The sequence below is a fragment of the Streptococcus sp. CCH8-H5 genome (assembly GCF_001556505.1).
Classification (GTDB): domain Bacteria; phylum Bacillota; class Bacilli; order Lactobacillales; family Streptococcaceae; genus Streptococcus.
Genome location: NZ_LSIZ01000064.1, coordinates 37,751 through 59,883 on the forward strand (window position 1 = coordinate 37,751; position 22,133 = coordinate 59,883).

20 protein-coding genes and 1 riboswitch are annotated in these 22,133 nt (G+C 39.8%); of the genes, 16 read left to right on the forward strand and 4 right to left on the reverse strand.

The window, feature by feature from the left end:
• Positions 1–105 precede the first annotated feature (105 nt).
• Positions 106–1,056: a peptide-methionine (R)-S-oxide reductase MsrB gene (gene msrB, locus AX663_RS04490; protein WP_060972824.1), complete on the forward strand. Its 951-nt coding sequence runs from the start codon at positions 106–108 to the stop codon at positions 1,054–1,056.
• 886 nt (positions 1,057–1,942) lie between these two features.
• On the opposite strand, the gene AX663_RS04500 is transcribed toward msrB, so the two are convergent.
• Entirely contained in the window at positions 1,943–3,292 is a 1,350-nt protein-coding gene (locus AX663_RS04500; protein WP_060972826.1) for an MATE family efflux transporter, read from the reverse strand.
• A 63-nt stretch (positions 3,293–3,355) separates the two neighbouring features.
• Positions 3,356–4,189: a helix-turn-helix domain-containing protein gene (locus AX663_RS04505; protein WP_060972827.1), complete on the reverse strand. Its 834-nt coding sequence runs from the start codon at positions 4,187–4,189 to the stop codon at positions 3,356–3,358.
• 129 nt (positions 4,190–4,318) lie between these two features.
• On the opposite strand from AX663_RS04505, the gene AX663_RS04510 reads away from it, so the two are divergent.
• Entirely contained in the window at positions 4,319–5,887 is a 1,569-nt protein-coding gene (locus AX663_RS04510; protein ID WP_156430761.1) for an ATP-binding cassette domain-containing protein, read from the forward strand.
• Between the two features lie 121 nt (positions 5,888–6,008).
• Here the strand turns inward: AX663_RS04510 and AX663_RS04515 are convergent, their stop codons facing one another.
• Both AX663_RS04515 and AX663_RS04520 read right to left on the reverse strand, forming a co-directional pair.
• A complete protein-coding gene (locus AX663_RS04515; RefSeq protein ID WP_060972828.1) occupies positions 6,009–7,277 on the reverse strand; it encodes a nucleobase:cation symporter-2 family protein in 1,269 nt (422 codons plus the stop codon).
• Positions 7,277–7,858, reverse strand: coding sequence for a xanthine phosphoribosyltransferase (locus tag AX663_RS04520; RefSeq protein WP_004182304.1), 582 nt, complete (start codon positions 7,856–7,858; stop codon positions 7,277–7,279). Before AX663_RS04520 ends, AX663_RS04515 begins: the two co-directional genes overlap by 1 nt.
• A gap of 147 nt (positions 7,859–8,005) precedes the next feature.
• Positions 8,006–8,101, reverse strand: a riboswitch (purine riboswitch).
• Positions 8,102–8,306: 205 nt separating this feature from the next.
• Here AX663_RS04520 and AX663_RS04525 point away from each other — a divergent pair.
• From AX663_RS04525 to AX663_RS04590, 14 genes are all read left to right on the forward strand, one after another.
• Positions 8,307–8,987, forward strand: a complete 681-nt coding sequence (locus AX663_RS04525) for a response regulator transcription factor (protein ID WP_060972829.1) — start codon at positions 8,307–8,309, stop codon at positions 8,985–8,987.
• Complete coding sequence (locus tag AX663_RS04530; protein ID WP_060972830.1) at positions 8,977–9,951, forward strand: sensor histidine kinase; 975 nt, start codon at positions 8,977–8,979, stop codon at positions 9,949–9,951. Before AX663_RS04525 ends, AX663_RS04530 begins: the two co-directional genes overlap by 11 nt.
• Positions 9,952–10,095: 144 nt before the next feature.
• Positions 10,096–10,854: an ABC transporter ATP-binding protein gene (locus AX663_RS04535; RefSeq protein ID WP_060972831.1), complete on the forward strand. Its 759-nt coding sequence runs from the start codon at positions 10,096–10,098 to the stop codon at positions 10,852–10,854.
• 1 nt (position 10,855) lies between these two features.
• A complete protein-coding gene (locus AX663_RS04540; protein ID WP_060972832.1) occupies positions 10,856–12,856 on the forward strand; it encodes an ABC transporter permease in 2,001 nt (666 codons plus the stop codon).
• 84 nt (positions 12,857–12,940) lie between these two features.
• Positions 12,941–13,435: a YkgJ family cysteine cluster protein gene (locus AX663_RS04545; protein ID WP_002885314.1), complete on the forward strand. Its 495-nt coding sequence runs from the start codon at positions 12,941–12,943 to the stop codon at positions 13,433–13,435.
• A gap of 12 nt (positions 13,436–13,447) precedes the next feature.
• Positions 13,448–14,113, forward strand: coding sequence for a hypothetical protein (locus tag AX663_RS04550; protein WP_060972833.1), 666 nt, complete (start codon positions 13,448–13,450; stop codon positions 14,111–14,113).
• 136 nt (positions 14,114–14,249) lie between these two features.
• Positions 14,250–14,927, forward strand: a complete 678-nt coding sequence (locus tag AX663_RS04555) for a hypothetical protein (RefSeq protein ID WP_060972834.1) — start codon at positions 14,250–14,252, stop codon at positions 14,925–14,927.
• 70 nt (positions 14,928–14,997) lie between these two features.
• Positions 14,998–15,879, forward strand: coding sequence for an ABC transporter ATP-binding protein (locus AX663_RS04560; RefSeq protein ID WP_037600980.1), 882 nt, complete (start codon positions 14,998–15,000; stop codon positions 15,877–15,879).
• Positions 15,876–16,613, forward strand: a complete 738-nt coding sequence (locus AX663_RS04565) for an ABC transporter permease (protein ID WP_004182313.1) — start codon at positions 15,876–15,878, stop codon at positions 16,611–16,613. The genes AX663_RS04560 and AX663_RS04565 overlap by 4 nt, the downstream gene beginning before the upstream one ends.
• Positions 16,614–16,623: 10 nt before the next feature.
• Complete coding sequence (locus AX663_RS04570) at positions 16,624–17,073, forward strand: cytidine deaminase family protein (protein ID WP_004182315.1); 450 nt, start codon at positions 16,624–16,626, stop codon at positions 17,071–17,073.
• 142 nt (positions 17,074–17,215) lie between these two features.
• A complete protein-coding gene (locus tag AX663_RS04575; protein ID WP_013990402.1) occupies positions 17,216–18,151 on the forward strand; it encodes a bile acid:sodium symporter family protein in 936 nt (311 codons plus the stop codon).
• Positions 18,152–18,502: 351 nt separating this feature from the next.
• Entirely contained in the window at positions 18,503–20,272 is a 1,770-nt protein-coding gene (locus AX663_RS04580) for an Hsp70 family protein (RefSeq protein ID WP_060972835.1), read from the forward strand.
• A gap of 10 nt (positions 20,273–20,282) precedes the next feature.
• Positions 20,283–21,638 carry a J domain-containing protein gene (locus AX663_RS04585; protein WP_060972836.1) on the forward strand — a complete coding sequence of 452 codons (1,356 nt, stop codon included), beginning with the start codon at positions 20,283–20,285 and terminating at the stop codon, positions 21,636–21,638.
• Between the two features lie 3 nt (positions 21,639–21,641).
• Positions 21,642–22,127 (forward strand): hypothetical protein, encoded by a 486-nt coding sequence (locus AX663_RS04590; RefSeq protein ID WP_060972837.1) that lies wholly within the window; start codon positions 21,642–21,644, stop codon positions 22,125–22,127.
• The last annotated feature ends 6 nt before the right edge of the window (positions 22,128–22,133 follow it).

Below are 22,133 nucleotides of genomic sequence, written 5' to 3' on the forward strand. Positions count from 1 at the left end.
GGATTTTTTGTGTGTCTTTCCAAGTCACCTTAAGTGCGAAATCTTCTTAAAAGCGTTACACTTAAGGCGTGGAGATGAAAGTATCTATTGAAGGGAGTGTTAAAAATGTCAAATCCTAATAATCATACTATTTATCTTGCTGGTGGCTGTTTCTGGGGTGTTGAGGAGTATTTCTCTCGTGTGTCAGGTGTGCTTGATGCGGTTTCAGGTTATGCTAATGGGCGTAGTGAGACGACTCGCTATGAACTTATTGGTCAGACGGGTCATGCTGAGACTGTTCAGGTGACTTATGATGCCAGCCAAGTGTCATTGCGAGAGATTTTGCTACATTACTTCCGTATCATCAACCCTCTAAGCAAAAATAAACAGGGCAATGATGTGGGTAGTCAGTACCGTACGGGTGTTTACTATACCGATGAAAATGACTTGCCAATTATCGAGCAAGTTTTCCAAGAAATGACTGAGCAATACGGTCAGCCTTTGGCAGTTGAATTGTTGCCTCTGAAGCACTTTATTCCTGCAGAGGATTACCATCAAGATTATCTCAAGAAGAATCCTAAGGGCTACTGTCATATCAATGTCCATCAGGCAGCTAGTCCGGTCATTGATGCCAGTGCTTATCACAAGCCAAATCAGGAGGAGCTTAAGGAAAGCTTGAGTCCAGAAGCCTATACTGTAACTCAGGAGAATGGAACGGAACGGGCCTTTACAAGTCCTCTTTGGAATCAATTTGAGCCTGGAATTTACGTTGACGTGGTGACTGGCGAGCCACTCTTTTCATCCAAGGATAAGTTTGATTCAGCCTGTGGCTGGCCGAGTTTCTCTCGCCCCATTAGTCCTGAGGTAGCCAATTACAAAGAAGACCATTCTCACAATATGGAACGCATTGAGGTCCGTAGTCGTGTGGGGGATTCTCATCTTGGCCATGTCTTTCCAGATGGTCCAAGTGACAAGGGTGGTTTACGCTATTGTATCAATGGCGTAGCGACACGATTTGTGCCTAAAGCCGATATGGAAAAAGAAGGTTACGCCTACTTACTTGACCAAGTAGACTGATTATTCACTAGTATTAAGAGTTTTTCTAGCAGAAGCTTATCATAAAATAAGAGGTTGGTACTGCTTGCTACCAGCCTCTTTTACCTGTAAAAGAATTTATTGAAAGCCCTTTAAAGCTAACATAACATGTTACCTAACCGTTCAGGACAAAAAAGTGACCTTTCATTACATTTTTTTACAATTTTATCCAATTTGTTTTACTTCGTATATAGAAAAAATAGTACACTATAATAGTGAGAAATCTGACAAGTGTAAATGTGTCCTTCTCCTTGGCTTTTGCTGGTTTTGGCGTCTGTAAACATTATTGTACTTTGTGTAATAATGAGTCTTCCCAACCTCCCAATATGATTTTATATGTCTTAACTTACCAAAACAAGACTAGCAAGAGAATACTAAGATATTTCCTTAAGAAGTAATGACAGCGCTTGTTAGATTTTGTGATAACATTCAGATAGTCCTAAGGACTATTTTATTGTGCTAAACCTTTTTGACGGAGATTATTATGGAATGGATGAATAAACTAATCATATTAATAGCCATTTGTGTCTTGTGGTTCTGGTCTTTTCTTTTACTTCCTAAAACAGGGGAGAAAGTAGTTTATGTTTATCATTTCCTAGCTCTATGTGGTTTAGCCATGATTTATGTTGCCCTAGTTGATCCAGCTGGTCTCTGTGATACTTTTTTCAATATTAAACATCTATGTTTTCATTAATGAATCCAGTTTGGTAATAGGTCAGGAAAATCTGAATTTAATTAATCACTCATCAAAAGAAGCTTTCTGTGTATTGATAACAGTTTATCTGTTTTCAATATGCAGGAGTTTTTTTTCTATATTATCGAGATTTTGACATAGAAAAAGCAGTCGGAAAAGACTGCTTCAGGTGTTTTACTGTTGTGATTCGTATCGTTTGACGATTCTATTTAAGCGCCACTGGTAACAGAGACCACTGACGATAAGACTGGCAATCAGGCCAATCCAGTAACTATAGGGACCAAGTCCAGTGACTTTTTCAAGCAGGAAGCCAACTGGGAGGGTGATTCCCCAGTAGGTTAGGACACCGAGATAAAAAGGTACCTTGGTATCTTTATAGCCACGCAGAATTCCTTGAAGTGGAGCCGCAAAGACATCTGCCACTTGGAAGAAGAGGCTATAGGTCATGAAAATGGCCGTCATTCTCAAAAAGTCAGGCTCATGCCCATAAAGTTCTGCTAAATCATAGCGCAAGAAGTAGAGGAAAATCAAGGTAAAGATAGAAAAACCTAGGGCTGTCAACCGTCCCAGCTTGCTGTAGCTCTTGACGGCATCCATGCGTCTAGCCCCAAATTCGTAGGAAATAATGATAGCCATGGCACTGGAAATGCTGAGAGGAAAGGCATACATGAGATTTGAGAAATTCATGGCCGCTTGGTGACTAGCAATCACTAGTGACGGATACTTAGACATAACCAAACCAACACCAGAGAAGATGGCGACTTCCGCAAAGACCGTTCCACCAATAGGGAGACCTAGTTTAAGGGCGTCAACCAGAGCTGCTTTATCAAGGGGTTGAATCCTTTCAATGTGGTAGGGCTTAATCTTTTTATGCTTTCTGATAACCGAGATGGAAATAAGAAGAAGGGCCCAGTAAGCCAATGAAGTTCCAAGTCCAGCTCCAGCTCCTCCTAACTCTGGTAAACCAGCAATGCCATAGATGAGGAGGAAATTGAAGAAACCATTGAGAGGTAGGAGCAGAAGCATGAGGTACATGGAAAGGCGCGTGAGGCCAAGTGCATCAAGGAAGGAACGAACCACGCTAAAGAGTAGAAGGGGAATAATCCCAAGACTCAAAAATCGTAGATAACCAAGGGCGACTTTTCTGACCAAAGGCTCCAGACCTAGATGATTCAAAACCAAGGGCGCCCCCAGAAAAACGAGGGCAAAGAGGATAAGTGATAGGCCCAAGGCCATATAAAGAAATTGATAGAAATCAGGTGCCACTCGGTCCTTGCGACCTGCCCCTAGATGGTGTCCGATAATAGGAACCAAGGCAGAGACGATACCTGTTAAGAAGGTGAAAAAAGGACTCCATAAACTCGTTGCCATGGCTACCCCCGCCAAGTGTAGGGTATCGTATTGACCAGTCATGGTAGTGTCCACAAAGGCTGCCGAAAAGTTGGCAAATTGATAAATCAGTATGGGCACAAAAATCTTGAAGAAAACAAGGAATCGCTCACGGAGAGAATGTGTTTCGTGCATTCTGTTTTCCTTTCTAAATTTTTCAAATTATATAATCATTGTACAACTGTTATCCAATAAAGTCTATAATTGACGGAAAGTTTGGGCCCATTCTCTCAAATTTTCGTCATCTCCCATAAAAGCCAAGCAGTGGAGAACTTCTTTATGTAATGAATTTCCCATGTTCTTATCGATAAATTTATAAAGGTATGTAGCTTCTAGTTCTTTAAGGTAGAGTTTTTGTAACATGAAATAGTCTGGTAATTGAATAGTTTTTAGTTCGTTTATATAGTAGTCACTATCTTCTTGATTTCCGTAAAGAATGATTTGGAAAATACAACGACTGATAACATCTAAAGTGACTCGATCTAAATTATTTCTAGGATTTTTATTGAGTATTGATAGGAGTTCCTTGATGTAGATTTTTAGCGCATCTTCTGTGAAGATATCCTTTACCATATCCAGTAAATCAATATCGAGAAGTGTCCAAATATCAATCGAAAAGAAGTAGTTTTGAAGTTCTGTAGCAATATCTTGGTTAACTGACTGGTTTTGAAGTTTTGAAACCTGACAGGTAATACAAAGACTAATCAGATAATCACTATAATTGGTTTCTCCTAAAATGCGAAACTTTTCTGCGACTTGCTCCAGTGCTTCAAAGTCTAGATGATTTGAGGCTTGATTGTATTGATTAGCAAGTTTTATGTAGGTTTCGTCCACAAGATATTCTTGTCCGAAAAATTCATTATATTCGACTTTTAGGTGTTTTAAAAGTTTGAAAAGAGTATCATTTGAGAGTGATGTTTTGTTATTTTCAAAGTCTGAAAGGCTCGCTACAGATCCAGCTACTTGAGCGAGTCTCTGGATAGTGAATTTTCTCTGTTTCCGAATCTGTTTAAATTTTTGACCTAGTTCCATATAATATTTCCTTATCGGATTTCCGAAATTTCAATAGTTGATACTATTAATAAACTAAAATAATAGTATCAAATGGAAGGAGGTAAAAGCAATGATTATTGAAAAAAATAAATCAGTTGCTGTATCACAATGATGGTTAAATTTTTTAAGCTACTTCCTAAAAAGGACATTATACTTTATATCATTTTTGCGCTTCTTTATTCCTGTCAAGGCATTGTTATTCCTGTAATTATCCAGATGGCAGGTCATTTAGATAGTAGTAATAGTCGGGATTTAGTAGTTTTTACATTTTCGAGTCTCTCTCTTTGGGTGGCTGTGTACGCTTTTATGTATATAGAGAATATTCTGCTTCGTTCTATTATTAGAGCGTTTAATGTAAGACTGTCAGAAAATATTTTAAAGAATCATGCTGTCTTTTGTAAAAACATATCGGATTCTGAGCTTTGCTCACTCTTGACACAAGATCTTGGAATTGTAGACCAGGAGTTCCTCCAATCTTTTCTTATCTCGCCAGTGTGGGGCGCCTCTGTCCTAGTATCTGTAATTTATCTGCTCAAACAAAATATTATTGTAGGTAGTCTTTTTACTGTAGGTGCCTTTCTGATGATTTTGCCTCAGTTTATATTTAAGAGAAAGTTAAAAGAGTCAGGAGAATTACTAAGTAGCTCAAAAGAGAAAAATTTAAGAGCTATTACAGACTTTGGTAAAGGGATTGAAACGATTATTTGCAACCAAGCAGAAAAAGAGAATGTAAAGCAAACTCTCATAACCCTTAGTGAGATGGAGACGACACAATTTAAGTATTATACACTTCAGAATTTAGTTATGTTTTGGACAGGACCTCTGAAAGCTGTCGGCTTGATTGGACCATTTGTGATTGGTCTTGTCATGAAACAAAATTCAATTACTACACTTATTGCTATGATGTCTGCTTCAACATATCTTATTAACCCCTTACAACAGATTCTGGAGGCTGTTGCAAGTATTCAATCAAGTCAAGTGATAAAAGATAAATTATTGACATTTGGAAGTGAGTCAGAAATTCCTTCAAAAGGGCTTCACATACATACTTTAGAAGAAATTCAGTTAAAAAACGTCACTAAATCTTATGATAATCAAGAGATTTTTCGAGATGTTACGGTTACTTTTTCATTGTCTCAGCATAATCTTATAGTTGGTGATAGTGGTATCGGAAAAACAACACTTTTTAGGTTAATATCAGGGCAAGATAAGGCATATAGTGGGAAAATCATTTTTAAAAGCATTGATGGAAGGGAGCTGACTCCAAATTTAGATAATATTGCAATTATTCATCAAAATCCCTATGTCTTTCATACAAGTGTGCGACATAATCTAACTCTTTATCAAGATTATTCTGATTCATTGCTCATTTCAACACTAAAAAAAGTTGGACTATGGGAGGCTTGTTGTCACCAATTAGACTATGAATTAACTGGAGATAACTTTTCAGGTGGTCAAATCATAAAACTTGAGATTGCACGTGCTATTTTGAGGAGCAAGCAGGTTTTACTTGCGGATGAGATGATGGCTTCTTTAGATGCAGCAAGTTCAAAAGAAATAAGTAATGTCTTGAAACAGTTGCCTAATAGTATTATTGAAATTGCCCATCATTATAAACTGGAAGATTACGATGCTGTCTATAGAATTGAAAATAAGTCAATCGTAAGAATTAAATAGCAAGAGCTACTTTCAGTAAAAGCAAGACAGAGTAGTTGCTTAGTCTTTTCTTTTGCTTTACAACTTGAAGATTTTAAATTCAAAGAAAACACCTAAGTCAAGTGACTCAGGTGTTCTTGTGTTATTTTTCTTTTTTGTTATGGTTCAAAATGGCATTGAGGACGATGGCAAGCAAGCTTGCAACGACGATACCGTTTGAGAAGAACATTTGGAAAGCATTTGGTAGGCTGTTGAAGAGGTTGCTGCCGTTAAGACCAACCCCTGCAGCGATTGATACCGCAGCAATCAAGAAGTTGTGTTCGTTATTGGCGAAATCAACACGTGCCAGGATTTGCATTCCTTGGATAGAAACAAAACCGAACATGACAAGCATAGCGCCACCAAGGACTGGACTTGGGATGATTTGCGCTAAGGCACCAAACTTAGGAAGGAGTCCAAGAAGAACAAGGAAACCAGCTGCATAGTAGATTGGCAAGCGAGTCTTGATACCTGACAATTTCACAAGACCAACGTTTTGTGAAAAACCAGTGTATGGGAAGGTGTTGAAGAGTCCACCAAGGAGAACAGCCAAACCTTCAGCGCGGTAACCGTTACGAAGGCGAGTGCTATCGAGTGGTTCTTTGGTAATATCAGAGAGGGCCAAGTAAACTCCAGTTGATTCAACCATAGACACTGTAGCTATAATACACATCATGATGATTGATGACAACTCAAACTTAGGAATTCCGAAGTAGAATGGTGTTGGCACGTGGACAATAGGTGCCGCAGCCACTGGTGAGAAGTCAACCAAGCCCATGCTTGCTGCGATGGCAGTACCGACAATCAAACCAATCAAGATTGAGATGGATTTGATAAATCCTTTAGTGAAAATATTAATCAAAAGGATGATGAGAACGGTGATAGCTGCAAGGAAGAGACTTTGACCAGTTGGTTTATCAACGTTGTTCCCCATATTTCCGATAGCCACAGGGATGAGGGTCAAACCAATAGTAGTGATGACAGATCCCGTAACGATAGAAGGGAAGAGATTGGCCACTTTTGAAAAGACGCCAGAAACGAGGATAACATAAATCCCTGAAATGATAAGGGCACCAAACATAGCGCCACTACCGTGTTTCTCACCAATCATAATAAGTGGTGCTACTGACTGGAAGGCAACCCCAAGAACAACTGGAAGACCGATACCGAAGTATTTATTAAGTTGAAGTTGGAGGAAGGTTGCTACACCACACATGAAAATGTCGGTTGAAATCAAATAGGTTAATTCATGAGCTGAATAGCCCAAGGCACCAGCAATCATGATTGGAACCAGGATTGATCCCGAGTACATGGCAAGTAGGTGTTGCAGTCCTAGAACCGCCGCCTGCGAATGTTTCTCTTTATTTTGCATTAGATGTCTGCCTCCTTAAATACGACCTGACCATTTTCAAAACGATCCAAACGAGCAAGTGAAACGACTGGGTAGCCAGCTTCTTCCAGAAGGGCACGACCATCTTGGAAAGATTTCTCAATAACGATACCGACCGCTTCGACGTGTGCGCCAGCTTCTTCGATGATTTGAATCAAGCCTTTGGCAGCTTGGCCGTTAGCTAGGAAGTCATCAACGATGAGAACCTTATCTTCAGGAGTGAGGAACTTGCTTGCGATAGAGACAGTACTAGTCACCTGCTTAGTGAAGGAGTAAACCTCAGCAGTGAGGATCCCTTCATTCATGGTGATATTTTTAGCCTTCTTAGCAAAGATCATAGGGACATCCAAAGCCTCAGCAGCATAGAGGGCTGGAGCAATACCAGATGCCTCGATAGTCACCACCTTGGTGATGCCTGCATCCTTGAACTTTTCAGCAAAGACCTTTCCAATCTCACGCATGAGATCAAAGTCCACTTGGTGAGTAAGGAAAGAGTCAACTTTGAGGATGTTCTCCCCAAGGACATTCCCATCTTTGAGAATGCGGTCTTCCAGTAATTTCATATTACCTCCTATAAAAAATAAAACTAAAGTGTATTTTGATTTTCTCAGATTCCATTGAGACTCTGACAAAGATCAAACCAATCGAATAACAGAAAAAGGCCTGCAAAGCAAGCCTTTAAAATCACAAAAAGACGGTAAAATCTTTTGATGACTTTATGACTTACTTATTGTTAGGTGTTACGGCACCTTGTAGAAACGTCACGCCGATTCGTGACATAAATAAGTAATGTTTTCATTATTCGATGAAGCTGTCGTTGGTTGATGATAAACCAACATCAACTCTATTATAATACTATATTTTCTTTGAAGACTCAAAGGATTTTTCCTATAAAAACGCACTATTTTAAAAGTTGGAAAATTTAATCTAACATTATTGTAAGATTTGTTGAGAAAGGTCGTTTCTTATAGCATTTCTGTTATAATAGTGAGAAATGAAAGAGGTTGAGTTATGCATAAGATTTTATTAGTGGAGGACGACGAGGTTATCCGTCAACAAGTCAAAAAAATGCTAGAACAGTGGGGTTACGAAGTTGTTCTTGTTGAAGATTTCATGGAAGTATTATCTATTTTTGTAAAAGTAGAGCCCCACTTGGTTCTTATGGACATTGGTTTACCTCTATTTAATGGTTACCATTGGTGTCAGGAAATTCGTAAGGTCTCCAAGGTGCCTATTATGTTCTTGTCTTCCAGAGATCAGGCCATGGATATCGTTATGGCAATCAATATGGGTGGGGACGACTTTGTGACTAAACCCTTTGACCAAAATGTTCTCTTGGCAAAAATTCAAGGGCTTTTGCGCCGATCTTATGAGTTTGGAAAGGATCAGAGTCTTTTGGAATATATGGGTGTGATTCTGAACCTTAAGGCTATGGATCTGGTTTATCAGGGAGAAGTCGTTTCTTTGACTAAGAACGAGTTTCAGATTTTACAAGTTCTCTTCGACCATGCTGGAAATATCGTTAGTCGGGAAGACCTCATGAAGGAGCTTTGGAACAGTGACTTCTTTATTGATGATAATACCCTGTCTGTCAATGTGGCACGTTTACGTAAGAAGTTAGAGGCAGTTGATTTGAAGGATTTTATTGAAACCAAGAAAGGTGTCGGTTACGGGTTGCGTCATGATGGATAAGCATCAATTTATCAAATATCAGATTAGGTCTCGTCTACCTTTCTATCTTTTGTTTATTTTTAATGGAATCATCTTGGTTTTGTTTGCCTTTTTATTTGAAGAGGCAGCAGATATTCTTCATTATGCCTTGACCATACTGACATTTGTGGCTATCATCATAGTTATTTGGGACTTGGTTAGCTCTTATCAGTCTTATAACTTAGCCTATCTCTATGAGAAAATGACACCATCAAGTCCTTTAGAGTTTTATCTAGCTCAGGCCTTGGAAAATGCTAAGGAGAGTCAAATGGTTCAGACTGAGGAGGAGCGCAAGCGCTATACAGATTTGATGGACTACTATACCCTTTGGGTGCATCAAATCAAGACGCCAATAGCAGCCAGTCAATTATTGTTAGGGGATGTTACAGATAGTAAAACGAGGGCTCTCTTGGAGCAAGAGGTATTCAAGATTGATTCTTATACCAATTTGGTCTTGCAGTATTTACGTTTAGAGAATTTTCATGATGATTTGCAGTTGAGGCAGGTTACATTAGAAGACTTGGTTAAAGAAGTTGTTAGAAAACATAGTCTTTTCTTTATTCAAAAAGGATTGACTATTAATCTACATGACTTGGATGTTGAGGTCGTTACAGATGAAAAATGGCTCTTGGTTATCGTAGAGCAGGTCTTATCAAATAGTTTGAAGTACACAAAGAGTGGTGGCATTGACATTTACTTCAAAGATAATAGGCTTTATCTTAAAGATTCTGGGATTGGTATCAAGGATAGTGATATTTTACGTGTTTTTGAGCGTGGTTTTTCAGGTTACAATGGCCGCTTGACTCAGCAGTCGTCTGGACTGGGACTCTATCTTTCTAAGAAAATTGCTGATCAGCTTGGACATGATATTAGTATTAGCTCCCAAGTAGGTCAAGGAACCACAGTTTCCATTCATTTTCAAAAGCAGAAGTTGGCTATTGATTAATAACTTACAAAAGTGTAAGAAATAAGGCTAGAAATGAAAGCAAGGGTTATGGTTGAGACCTTGCTTTTTCTATAAAATGGTATCAGAAGTTAAGTAAGAGGTTCCTAAAATCTCTTCCAAATCTATTAAATAAAGGAGCTTATTATGACATTACTAGATGTTCAACATGTTAAAAAAATCTATAAAACACGATTCAAAGGAAATCAGGTTGAAGCCCTTAAAGATATTCATTTTACGGTTGAAAAGGGTGAATATGTTGCAATCATGGGTGAGTCCGGCTCAGGAAAATCAACCCTACTCAACATCCTTGCCATGCTTGATAAACCAACAGCAGGGCGTGTCTATCTGAATGGTATGGACACAGCAACCATCAAAAACAAGGATGCTTCTAGCTTCCGTCGTGAAAGATTAGGGTTTGTTTTCCAAGATTTCAATCTTTTAGATACCCTATCAATTAAAGATAATATCCTGCTACCTTTGGTTCTTTCTCGTCGTCCACTTAAGCAAATGATGACACAAGTAGATGCAATCAGTCGTCAACTGGGAATTCATTCCTTACTGGAGAAGTACCCTTATGAAATTTCAGGTGGGCAAAAACAAAGGGTTGCGGTTGCGCGTGCAATCATCACTCAACCAGAAATCCTCTTAGCAGATGAGCCAACAGGTGCTCTGGATTCCAAATCTTCAGCGGCACTCTTAGATGTCTTTGATGCTATCAATACCAGCGGTCAGACCATTCTCATGGTAACTCACTCGACAGCGGCCGCCAGTCGAGCGAAGCGTGTTTTGTTTATCAAGGATGGTATTCTTTATAATCAAATCTTCAAAGGGGATAAGTCTGAACATCAAATGTTCCAAGAAATTTCCGATACACTAACTGCAATGGCAAGTGAGGTGAACTAATATGTTTCGTCTAACCAATAGACTGGCTTTGTCCAATCTCATAAAAAATCGTAAGCTTTATTATCCTTTTGCTTTGGCAACTATTCTGGCTATTGCCATTACCTATATTTTTACGTCTTTAACGCTTAATCCACATCTGGATGACTTAACTGGGGCAGATGCTATCAAGATGGTTTTGGGGATGGGACTTGGAATTGTCGCCCTATCCTCTGGAATTATTGTTCTTTATGCCAATAGCTTTGTTATGAAAAATCGTTCAAGGGAGCTTGGTCTCTATAGTGTGCTAGGCTTAGAGAAGCGTCACCTCTTTAGTATGATTCTAAAAGAAACAGTGATTATGAGTTTTGTGACTTTGCTTCTAGGTATAGGTGTGGGGGCACTTTTCGATAAACTCATTTATGCTTTTCTTCAAAGGCTTATCGGTGAAAGTACTGGTTTAGTTTCGACCTTTCAAGTAATGACAATTCCTATTGTTCTTGTCATCTTTGCTTGTATTTTTGGTTTGTTGGTTTTGGTAAATGGTTTCCGATTGCTACGGCTTAATCCTTTACAATTAACTAAAGATGGCCTTAAGGGTGAAAAAAAAGGACGTTTCCTAGTTATTCAAACCCTTTTGGGACTTGGTGCTATGGGGTATGGTTACTATCTTGCTCTCTCTGTTCAGAATCCAGTAACGGCTATTATGAGTTTTTTCCTAGCTGTTCTACTGGTCATTCTAGGGACTTACCTTCTCTTTAATGCCGGGACAACAGTTGTTCTGCAACTCTTGAAAAAGAAGAAGAGCTACTATTACAAGCCCAATAATATGATTTCCATTTCCAACCTTGTCTTTCGGATGAAGAAAAATGCAGTTGGGCTGGCGACTATTGCTATCCTCTCAAGTATGGTTTTGGTGACGCTTGTAGGAGCTGCTAGTATCTATGCTGGGAAAAAAGACTATCTAGTGAGTGCTGCTCCACATGATTATTCAGTTTCGGGCAATAAAGTTGACCTTACAAGCACTAAAAAGCTTATGGATGATTTCTTAATCAAAACAGGTGAGCAAGCAAATGAAGAAGTAGCTGTCTCTTATCTTTTGTTTGGTATAAAAAATCAAGAAACTAATAAGTTAACCGTTTTTACTAAAAATGAAAGAAAAGTTGTTCCAAAATCAATTGTTCTGGTCTTCTCTCAAGAAACCTTTAAGCAATTGACAGGGAAAGAACTCAATCTCAGTTCTAATCAAATTGCCTTATACACTAAGAATAAAACATTGAAGACGCAAAAGAGTCTGTCAATAGATGGTAAGAACTACCAGATTCATAGGCAAATTGGTGACTTTATCAATAAAAAAGTACCAAATATCTATAAGATTATTGTGTCAGATTATAGCTACCTTGTTGTTCCTGATATGGATGATTTTCAAGAAAGTATCAAAGGAACAGCAACCACCCAAGCTACCTATGTTGGTGTTAATGTCAAAGACCCTTCACATGATGCCAAGAAAAATTCAGATTTGTTAGACAAAATCACGGATAAAGAAACACAACAGTTAGCTGGACAAACTACTGGCCTCCCTAAGTCTTACTTCACTGCAAATAGCCGATATGATGCAGAAGGCATGGTAAATGGCTTTGTTGGTGGAACCTTCTTTATCGGCATCTTCCTATCCATCATCTTCATGCTTGGCACAGTTCTCGTGATTTACTATAAACAGATTTCCGAGGGTTATGAGGATCGTGAGCGCTTTGTTATTCTTCAAAAGATTGGCTTGGACGACCTCCAAGTCAAGCAAACCATTGGAAAGCAAGTCCTTACTGTCTTCTTCCTCCCCTTGATTTTTGCCTTTATTCACTTGGCCTTTGCCTATCATATGATCAGTTTGATTGTGCGTATCATTGGAGTTCTTAATCCAAGTCTTATGTTAGTGGTTACTATCATTGTTTGTGGCGTATTCTTCCTAGCTTATATCTTGGTTTTTGCCCTAACGTCTCGTTCCTATCGTCGAATCGTATCGATGTAATTGACATAGAGTCTAGTTCATGCTAGGCTCTATTTCTTTTATGCTATAATAGATGACAGAATTATAAATCATCGGAGAAAACACATGTCACAGACTATTGATGTCAAACGTTATGAGGAATTGGCACGTCAAAAGCAAGGGGAGCACCGAAAGTTTCTAGCACAACTCAAGAAGAAGGCCCCTAAAAATTTAGATAAGATTGTTCAGCAGGTACACAATGAAGTCTTTCAAGAAATTGATTGTACCCAGTGTGCTAATTGTTGTAAGACGCTTGGTCCCGACTTCACAGAGCAGGACATTACTCGCATTGCCAAGCATTTTCGAATGAAATTACCTGCCTTTGAGGAGATGTACCTTCAGGTAGATGAGGATGGCGACAAGGTCTTCAAGTCTATGCCTTGTCCCTTCTTAGGGCCTGATAATCTCTGTGATATTTATGATGTCCGTCCTAAGGCCTGCGCAGCCTTTCCTCACACGGATCGTAAGAAAATCTATCAGATCAATCATCTGACTATCAAAAATACGCTTTTCTGTCCAGCAGCCTACCTTTTTGTGGAAAAACTCAAGGATAGGATTTAGAAAGGAACTGTTATGAAACGATTTAATGCAGGTGTTTTCACCCTACTTATCATTGCTGCCTATTTTATTGCAACAGCTTTTATTCCAGATTTGTATTTGGCTTTTAATTATAAGTTGATTTTGGCCTTGCTTTTTGTGCTTTTGAGCTGGCAATCTAAGGGGAAATTTCTCTTTTTCTTGGGGATGGCTTTTCTATCGACCTATATCCATGACCTCTTTAGATTGGACTATTCGGAATGGACACTCTTTGTAGGAATTCTTATCTTGGGGATTGCAGTGGACCGTTTGAGCAAGCCAAGTTATAAGAAAAAATTCTCTTACAAGGTGTCTAAAGAACATGAGCGAGAAATTTTTGCTAAGACTCTTTTTTCAGAGTCTGTGCAGGTGGTGACTTCTCAAAACCTCGAAACTGTCTATGCCAATGCTGATTTTGGGCGTTTGACCTTGGATTTGCGTCAGGCTCAGTTTATGACGGACCGACCTCAGATTGTGGTTCAGGCAAATTTTTCTCAGGTTATCATTCGAGTGCCCAAGGATTGGCAAGTGGATACCCACGGACTTCATACTAGCCTAGCAGGAGTGAAAGGCTATGATGGTCTAGGAGAGCGAGAATTATCAAGCGCTACAGTAGCTCTAACAGGCTCGGTATCCTTTGGACAAGTAACTATCAAACATTGAAAATAATGAAAGAGCGAAAGCTCTTTTTTTCTTGCAAATCCTTCTTGTATAACATTGAATGCGTTTACAAATAGTGCTATACTGGTAGTGGAAATAATTAGAAAATTGCAATCATTTACTAGAAAGGAGTTTTCTTATGGAACGATTTAATCTTCGGTCCTTCTTGTTGTTTTTACTAGCAGCTTGTTTTATCGCTAGTGCCTTTATTCCAGATTTTTGGATCATGGTCAACTATAATCTGGTCTTCTTCGTGGCCTTCTTTTGTTTTGGTATCTTGAATAGACGACCTCTCCTTATTTTTCTTGGTTTGGCCTTCTTATCACCCTATGTTCATGACTTGTTAGACCTCGATTTTGCACAGTGGAATCTCTTTAGCGGTATCTTTCTAATAGGTTTGGCTTTAGAGTTGCTATATGGCCGTAGTCAAAAGAAAGGTCTCACTAAAGACTATAAGGTCAATAAGAACGACCAAGAAGGACCACATATTTCTGTTAAGACATATATGGCTGAGGATAGGTATCGCATCTATTCTCAAGAAGTCGAAACGGTTGATATGAATATGGCTTTCGGTGAGCTGTGGCTGGATTTGAGTCAAGCCAGCTTTGCATCAAGTCAGGTAGCAGTTCATCTTGATGCTAAGTTTGGTGAAGTTCATATTCGACTTCCTCATGGTTGTGTCATGGACACCACTGGAATCTCACATCCCCTATCATCTGTAAGGGTGGATCGTTTTGAATCTGATTTAGAGCAAGTTGAAACGAGACTTCATCTGAGCGGAAGTCTCTTCTGTACGGAGTTGGAAGTGGAGTATTAAGGGAGTCCAATGATATCAGCTCTATTGTCAATTAGCATGGTTCCTATACAAAAGAAAGGAAATCACAGGTATGAGCGAAACGATTATTCAAGTCACATCCCTTGGAAAACGCATCAAGGGAAAGACCATTTTAGAGGATATTAGTTTTGAGATAAATCAGGGAGATTGTGTTGCCTTGATTGGACCTAATGGGGCGGGTAAGACTGTCTTGATGTCTTGTATTCTTGGTGATAAAAAGCCCAGCAGTGGTCAGGTCCTCATTGATGGAAAGGCAGGTAAGGCCAAAAATAAAATCGCGGTTCTCCTCCAGGAAAATACCATTCCAAATAGTTTAAAAGTGGAAGAGCTGATTGCCTTCTTCCAATCTATTTCTGATAATCCCTTGACCAATCAAGAGGTTCAGGAACTCCTGCAATTTAAGGAAGACCAGTACCAGCAGTTTGCGGACAAACTCTCAGGTGGTCAAAGACGTCTTCTGGCTTTTGTCCTTTGTTTGATTGATAAACCTAAAATCCTCTTTTTAGACGAACCGACAGCGGGTATGGATACCTCCACTCGTCAGCGTTTCTGGGAGATTGTTAATGATTTGAAAAAATCAGGTGTGACCATTCTCTATTCCTCTCACTATATTGAAGAAGTGGAACACACGGCTGACCGTATCTTAGTCCTCCATCAAGGGAAACTTATCAGAGATACTACGCCATACGCTATGCGACATGAAGAGAAAGAGAAACAAGTCACTCTTCCAAGTAGCTTTGTTAGCATTGTTCATGGACTGCCAGATATCTATGAAATCACTGAAAAGAGGGATGTCATCAGCTTCATGACCAAAGATATCGAAAAGGTATGGCAAAGTCTTGAAAATTCGGGCTGTGGAATTTCTGATATTGAAATTCAAAATAAAACACTCTTGGATAGCCTATTTGATTCAACAAGGGAGGACAAGGCATGAAAGCATTACTAAAAATTGAATGGATTAAAACGTGGCGAAGTTGGCCAGTCTTTATCATGGGAATCGGGATACCTGTCGGATTTTTCCTCCTTTTTTCTAGTATCTTCTCAGCACCTACTCCAGAAGCTCAAAAAGAGTTTTTGCTGTCTTATATGCTGACCATGACTGGCTTCTCCATGTCTAGTTTTGGTTTGTTTACCTTTCCCTATATGTTGCAAGAGGACCGAATTGAACACTGGTTGACCTATATCGAGCACTCAAAGGTTAGTATTGCAGCTTATTATCTTTCTAAAATCTTTCGTGTGCTTCTAAACTTTATGGTTGCCATCATTGTGACCTTTTGTGTAGGTGCCTTTTTCCGAGATGTAGAGATGCCATTCTTTAGATGGGTAGGGTCAGGTGCTCTCTTACTTTTGTCCGGTCTGCTCTTTCTAGCTTTTGGTTTACTTATCGCTCAGATTAAATCTCAACAATTCATGTCTCTTGTGGCAAATATTATTTACCTTGTCTTGCCTATAGTGAGTGGTTCATGGGTTCCTATTTCCATGTTCCCTAAGTGGGTTCAGAGCATCTCTGAGTGGACACCTGTCTATCATGTCAATGAATTGGTCGTTAATTTTGCTATCAATGGGAAATTTTCATGGAAATCACTCCTGTTTATTGTAGCTTATACTGCAGTAGCAACAGGGCTTGCACTCTTTATCAAGTCTCAAAGGGAAAGTGATCGAGGTTAAAGGAGAAATAATGGATATCTGGCAGAAAATGTATGAAAAGGCTCAAGCCTTGTATCAGCCACAGGAAGTCTCAGACTTTGTCTATGCTAGACACGTTGTGGCTGCCGTTGAGGCTGGAGATGGGCAAATTTTCACGGGCTTTTGTATGGAAGGAACGTGTGGTGTTTTCCATCTATGTGCCGAAAGAGCTGCCCTTTTCAATATGTATCAAGAAACTGGTCAAACTAAGGTCAAGCGTATTATCGCCTTTCGTGACCAGCCACCTCATGGTGGACCATCTGGCATGCCTTGTGGGGCTTGTCGAGAATTTCTAATGGAACTCCATCCTGACAATCGTAACTTGGAGTTTATGGTTGACTACGACACACGTCAAACCATTACTTTGGGCGAATTATTGCCACTATGGTGGGGCGAAGAACGGACTCAACAGTTTGAAGAGAAGTTAGAAGATAAGTCTTAAGGTTTATAAAATCAATAATCCTCGCATCTTAAGTGTGAGGGTTTATTTTTTTTGAAATTAATTTCAGAAAATTCGAAATTTACCTTGGAATTCAAAATGAAAGTGCTATACTATTCTGTGAAAATAGAAAGAAGGTTTCATTATGGAGTCACTTGTATCTTTTAGTAAATGGCTCAGCAAATGGTTTACTGTAGCTGTTATCCTCTGGGCGGCCTTTAACTATGCCCTTCCCGCAACTAGTAGTTGGGTCATTCCCAATACGGCTTATCTGCTTGGTTTGATTCTCTTTGGTATGGGGCTTACCTTGACAACTGAAGATTTTAAACGTATTGCTAAGCGTCCAATTCCAGTTGTTCTCGGGACTGTAGCCCACTATGTCATCATGCCTGGTTTGGCTTGGTTGCTTTGTATGATTTTCCATCTGAAAGGTGCGACAGCAGCAGGGGTTATCCTTGTTGGCTCTTGTCCAAGTGGGACTTCATCGAGTGTCATGGCCTTCCTTTCAGGTGGGGATGTTGCCTTGGATGTCTCTATTGAAACCCTCTCAACTCTTTTGGCACCACTCATGATTCCAACCCTCTTGTCATTCTTGGCTGGTCAGTACGTGAGTGTCCCTGCCCAAAGCCTCTTCCTAAGTACCTTGCGTATCGTGGTTGTCCCTATTATCTTGGGTGTGCTCGTTCACTCAATCTTTGGTAAGAAAATCGATGCCATCATCAAGATTATGCCTTTGATTTCACAAGCTGCCATCCTCTTGATTGTTGGAGCAGTTGTTTCTGCCAACCATGCCAATATTTTCACAGCAGCGACAGCCCTTGTTATCCCAGTTGTTATGCTTCATAACCTTTGTGGTTATGCCCTTGGTTTTGGATTTTCAAAAATCCTTGGTTTGGAAGAACCACAACAAAAAGCCATTACTTTCGAAGTGGGGATGCAAGACTCAAGTCTTGGAGCAACCCTTGCCATGAAATATTTCGTGCCACAAGCTGCCATCCCATCAACTATCTTCAGTATTTGGCACAATATCTCAGGTTCTATCCTTTCATCATGGTGGAAGAACCATTCAAAAAATAATTAAAAAGATAAATGAAAAGCTGACCTTGGGTTGGCTTTTATTTTTTAATAAAGAATCTTTTTCGAGACTTTCCTTAGGTAATGACGGACGTCAGCGAACTTCAAAGAAGTTCCATACCTAAGCTTAGAGTATAAGGTCTCGAAACTTCCGAACCCCTGAAGTTTAAGTTCTTCAGGGGTTTTTATCACAGCGGAAAGTCTCAGTTATACTCACTTCGTTCTCAAAGAGAATCATCTGTCATTCTTTGCTGACTTTCTTAGTTCATGGAACATTTGAAATTGTTTATTTACTTCTTGAAAAGGAAGTTTTTGACTATGTTATAATGGAAGGACAAAAGCAGTTTAGGAGAATGTTATGGCAACAATTGGTATTGATTTGGGAACGACGAATAGTCTAGCGGTTACCTATCGTGAGGGTGAGGTTGAGCTGATTCCAAATGGCTTTGGCGAATATTTGACGCCTAGCGTGGTCCATGTGTCTGATGATGTTTTGACGGTTGGAAAAATTGCGAAGGAACGCTTAGTGACTGACCCTGAGAATACGGCCCAACTCTTTAAACGTTCAATGGGAACCAATGAAATATTTTACCTTGATGGGGAAGCTTTCTCGGCAACGGATTTGTCAACTTTGGTGGTTAAACAATTAGTAGCAGATGCGGAGAGTTACTTAGGTGAAAAGGTAGATGAGATACTTATTAGTGTGCCAGCTTATTTTAACGAGAACCAACGATCTGCGACTAAGGCTATTGGACAACGATTGGGCATTAAGGTAGAACGTTTGATTAACGAGCCTTCTGCGGCAGCTATTTCTTGTCATAAGATTGGTATGGACGAGTCTTTCATCGTTTTCGACTTTGGAGGAGGAACGCTTGATGTTTCTGTGGTTGATTGCTTTGATAATGTGATTTCAATTGTTTCCATTGCAGGTGATAACTTCTTGGGTGGTAGTGACTTTGATAAGGCTATTGCTGAAGACTTTTGCCAGTCGCAAGGGATTGATTTGGAGAAATTAGATAGGAAGCAAAAATCTAGTCTCCTCTTATCCGCAGAACGATGCAAACTCAAGCTGCAAAAGGAAAAAGTGGCTGCGGTATCCTTGACCTATGATAACCAATATTACATGAAACAATACAATCAGGCAGAGCTTAAGACCATCATTCAACCGGTTCTTGACCGTGTTAAGAAAGTTATTGGTAGGGCGGTGAGTGATAGTGGTTACAAGGCACATGAACTGGATGCCTTTATCTTGGTCGGTGGGTCTAGCATGATGCCTTTGGTTCAATCTTATATCACGAATCTGCTCAATCTTCCTATTAAGCGTCTGAAGGATATGGATGAGTTGGTTGCACGTGGTTTGGGGACTTACTTGGCAGTCAAGGAGCGTCAAGAGAAGGTCAAAGATTTGGTGATTACAGATATTTGTCCCTTCTCATTGGGAATCAGTGCCTATGACTCTGACTTTGATAAAAATATCTTTTCAAAGGTCATTAATAAGCTATCTGTCCTTCCAACCTCTGCAAGCAAATATTATTATGCCAGTCGGGGACAGAAACAATGTCGTTTTATGATTTATCAGGGAGAATCGCTCGATCCTGAGGCAAATCTCTTTTTGGATGAGTTTATTATCGATGTTCCTGGGACTGCGACTAAGACAGAGTTTTTTGAGACCACCTTTACTTACGATATTAATTCCATGCTCTATATAGAGGTTAAACTGGGGTCAACAGGCGAGACTAAAACGTATCGTATCGGTAGTCAAAGTAAAATCGAAGAAGTCGACAAGAGTGAGCATTTGGAGAATATCAAGCTTGTCTCTGATCAATTGTCCTTTGAGGCCGACTTTAAAACGCAGACTGAGCGGGCCTATCGTTTAATTATGGAAATGCCTTATAAGATGCAATTACATTTTTTGTGGCAAATGGAAGATTTTGAAAAAGGCTATCAGTTGGCTATTAACAATATCAAGAAGCGAAAAGAGATTGTGAAACGCTACCAAGCTTATCTTGATAGCATTGAAAATATCATGTCACTAGATGATTTGGATATTTTCCGTCAAGAAGAAGCTGACCATGAGGAGACTGGTGAGCCCTTTGATAGGTCTGATGACCCTAATTTCTGGAGATAGGAGGTGACGCATGAATTTTTGGTCGATTTTGGGCATTCAACCAACCAATAATCTTAAAGACATCAAGAGAGCCTATGCCAAACAGAGTAAGGTCTATCACCCTGAGGATGACCCTGAAAATTTCCAACGCCTGCAAAAGGCTTATCAAGAGGCCCTTGCCTGGCAAAAATTGCATTCTGAAAATGAGGATATGGATGCCGTCATAGGCCATAAACAGGCCGATGGCAGCGTGGTCGGTCTGGTATCTGCCTCTCAGCTAGAAGCTTCCTTTAAACAAGCTGCAGATGCTAGCAAGTCTAGTCAAAATCAAGAAAGTTTTGAAGAACTTGAGCTTACGGCTTCTGCGACGGAAGAAGTCGAAGACAAGCAAGTGACAGAACATGACTTTCAGCAGGTGATCTCTGAGGAAGAACAGGAACAGTTGGATGAGTTAGCCTTATCTGATATTCATGAAACGTTCAATCATAGTGAGCCTTATTCAAGGACTAGCGAGGACTCTGTTCTTAGAGAAGATTTAGCTATTAAGGATCAGGATAGTTTTCTTCAAGTTGTTGAGGAGTATTTTCTTTGCAATCCTCTGACTATTTCTAAACTCAAAGGTTATATCAATCAGTGCTCTGATTTGGGCTGGTTGGGTGATCAGGATTTTGCCTACCGTTTGACTAAGACTATAGGAGCTATACTCGAAAGAGGCGGCCTGAAATATGAGACCTTGGAAGGGCTTGAAACGTTAGCCAAGGAGTTTGATTTCACATTGTTGGAGGCCTACCTTTGTGACCTCTTGGATAAGAAATACAAGCAAGATGTTTGGCAGGGACGTCCGATACGTCAAGTGACAGAAGTGACCGAGCCCACCCGAACAGGGCAAAAGATTATTGTCGTCTATTTTCTCATTATGGTATGTGGTATCTTTTTCCTCGCCAATGGCTTTTTCACCCGAGAAATGCTGAAATCGCAACCTAAGAAGATACAAGTCATTACAGGGCTTACAGGAAATGAACTGGTCTCACAGGGGACGGTAGATAAAGCAGCATCTGCCATATCTGATTTGGCTAAAAAGTCAGACAAGCCCATTTCTGACACTAAAAAGGTGGTCTACGACCAGGCCAGTTCAACCTTTGTGATTGAGGATAGCTCGACAGGACAGCGTCAAGAACTACCAGGTGTGACAGAAGTTTATGTTTTGCCGGTCTATGAAAATGGCCAAGAGACCAAGGGGATTGCAACAACAACTGACGGTAGCAATTGGGAACTTAGAGATAGTGACGGCCAAGTCCGTGGTCCAATTACTTTATTAGTTGCCATGTCATCAGATATTGCTATCAAGAGTGAAAATGGTAGCTACACTACGGTAGAGAAGGAGTAGGACATGAAAGATTTTATTTTAAGAAATAGTGAAAGAGTCTTCGCTCTCCTCCTTACAGGTATTTTCCTAGCTCTCTTGTATTTTGGAAATCAGAAAGGCTTACATCTCTGGTTTGAAAGTGGGCGTGAAAGTGGTAGTCTAGGCTTGGTGACGGGAATCTTTATCGTTTTTTTGCTTGGGTTTATCGCTATTATCTGGATATTAACGGATAGATTTCTCCTCTTTGTCTTAACCAAGATGGGTTATTATAGCGAGGATTGGTCTAAAGTTGTTGGTGTCATCATTGGAAAGAGAATTGCCAAAGCACCAAGAACAAGGGCTAATCATTTCTTAGTGGTTAAGGTTGGTGACACTAAACGTAACTTTTTCGTCAGCCAATCTAACTTTAATATTCTTGAAAAGGGTGATAGCCTTTGGCTACGGAAAGTCAGAGTACATTATAAAGGACGTGTCGTCCGCACATATTATGAACTCGCTGAGCGATATTAGACTATA

Bases quoted from the DNA above. Each gene is read 5' to 3' on its own strand.
- AX663_RS04590 (WP_060972837.1), top strand. From the start codon at position 21,642: ATGAAAGATTTTATTTTAAGAAATAGTGAAAGAGTCTTCGCTCTCCTC.
- AX663_RS04525 (WP_060972829.1), top strand. From the start codon at position 8,307: ATGCATAAGATTTTATTAGTGGAGGACGACGAGGTTATCCGTCAACAA.
- AX663_RS04560 (WP_037600980.1), top strand. From the start codon at position 14,998: ATGAGCGAAACGATTATTCAAGTCACATCCCTTGGAAAACGCATCAAG.
- AX663_RS04505 (WP_060972827.1), bottom strand. From the start codon at position 4,189: ATGGAACTAGGTCAAAAATTTAAACAGATTCGGAAACAGAGAAAATTC.
- AX663_RS04530 (WP_060972830.1), top strand. From the start codon at position 8,977: ATGATGGATAAGCATCAATTTATCAAATATCAGATTAGGTCTCGTCTA.
- AX663_RS04555 (WP_060972834.1), top strand. From the start codon at position 14,250: ATGGAACGATTTAATCTTCGGTCCTTCTTGTTGTTTTTACTAGCAGCT.
- AX663_RS04500 (WP_060972826.1), bottom strand. From the start codon at position 3,292: ATGCACGAAACACATTCTCTCCGTGAGCGATTCCTTGTTTTCTTCAAG.
- AX663_RS04550 (WP_060972833.1), top strand. From the start codon at position 13,448: ATGAAACGATTTAATGCAGGTGTTTTCACCCTACTTATCATTGCTGCC.
- AX663_RS04575 (WP_013990402.1), top strand. From the start codon at position 17,216: ATGGAGTCACTTGTATCTTTTAGTAAATGGCTCAGCAAATGGTTTACT.
- AX663_RS04520 (WP_004182304.1), bottom strand. From the start codon at position 7,858: ATGAAATTACTGGAAGACCGCATTCTCAAAGATGGGAATGTCCTTGGG.
- AX663_RS04580 (WP_060972835.1), top strand. From the start codon at position 18,503: ATGGCAACAATTGGTATTGATTTGGGAACGACGAATAGTCTAGCGGTT.
- AX663_RS04585 (WP_060972836.1), top strand. From the start codon at position 20,283: ATGAATTTTTGGTCGATTTTGGGCATTCAACCAACCAATAATCTTAAA.
- AX663_RS04535 (WP_060972831.1), top strand. From the start codon at position 10,096: ATGACATTACTAGATGTTCAACATGTTAAAAAAATCTATAAAACACGA.
- AX663_RS04540 (WP_060972832.1), top strand. From the start codon at position 10,856: ATGTTTCGTCTAACCAATAGACTGGCTTTGTCCAATCTCATAAAAAAT.
- AX663_RS04510 (WP_156430761.1), top strand. From the start codon at position 4,319: ATGATGGTTAAATTTTTTAAGCTACTTCCTAAAAAGGACATTATACTT.
- AX663_RS04515 (WP_060972828.1), bottom strand. From the start codon at position 7,277: ATGCAAAATAAAGAGAAACATTCGCAGGCGGCGGTTCTAGGACTGCAA.
- AX663_RS04570 (WP_004182315.1), top strand. From the start codon at position 16,624: ATGGATATCTGGCAGAAAATGTATGAAAAGGCTCAAGCCTTGTATCAG.
- msrB (WP_060972824.1), top strand. From the start codon at position 106: ATGTCAAATCCTAATAATCATACTATTTATCTTGCTGGTGGCTGTTTC.
- AX663_RS04565 (WP_004182313.1), top strand. From the start codon at position 15,876: ATGAAAGCATTACTAAAAATTGAATGGATTAAAACGTGGCGAAGTTGG.
- AX663_RS04545 (WP_002885314.1), top strand. From the start codon at position 12,941: ATGTCACAGACTATTGATGTCAAACGTTATGAGGAATTGGCACGTCAA.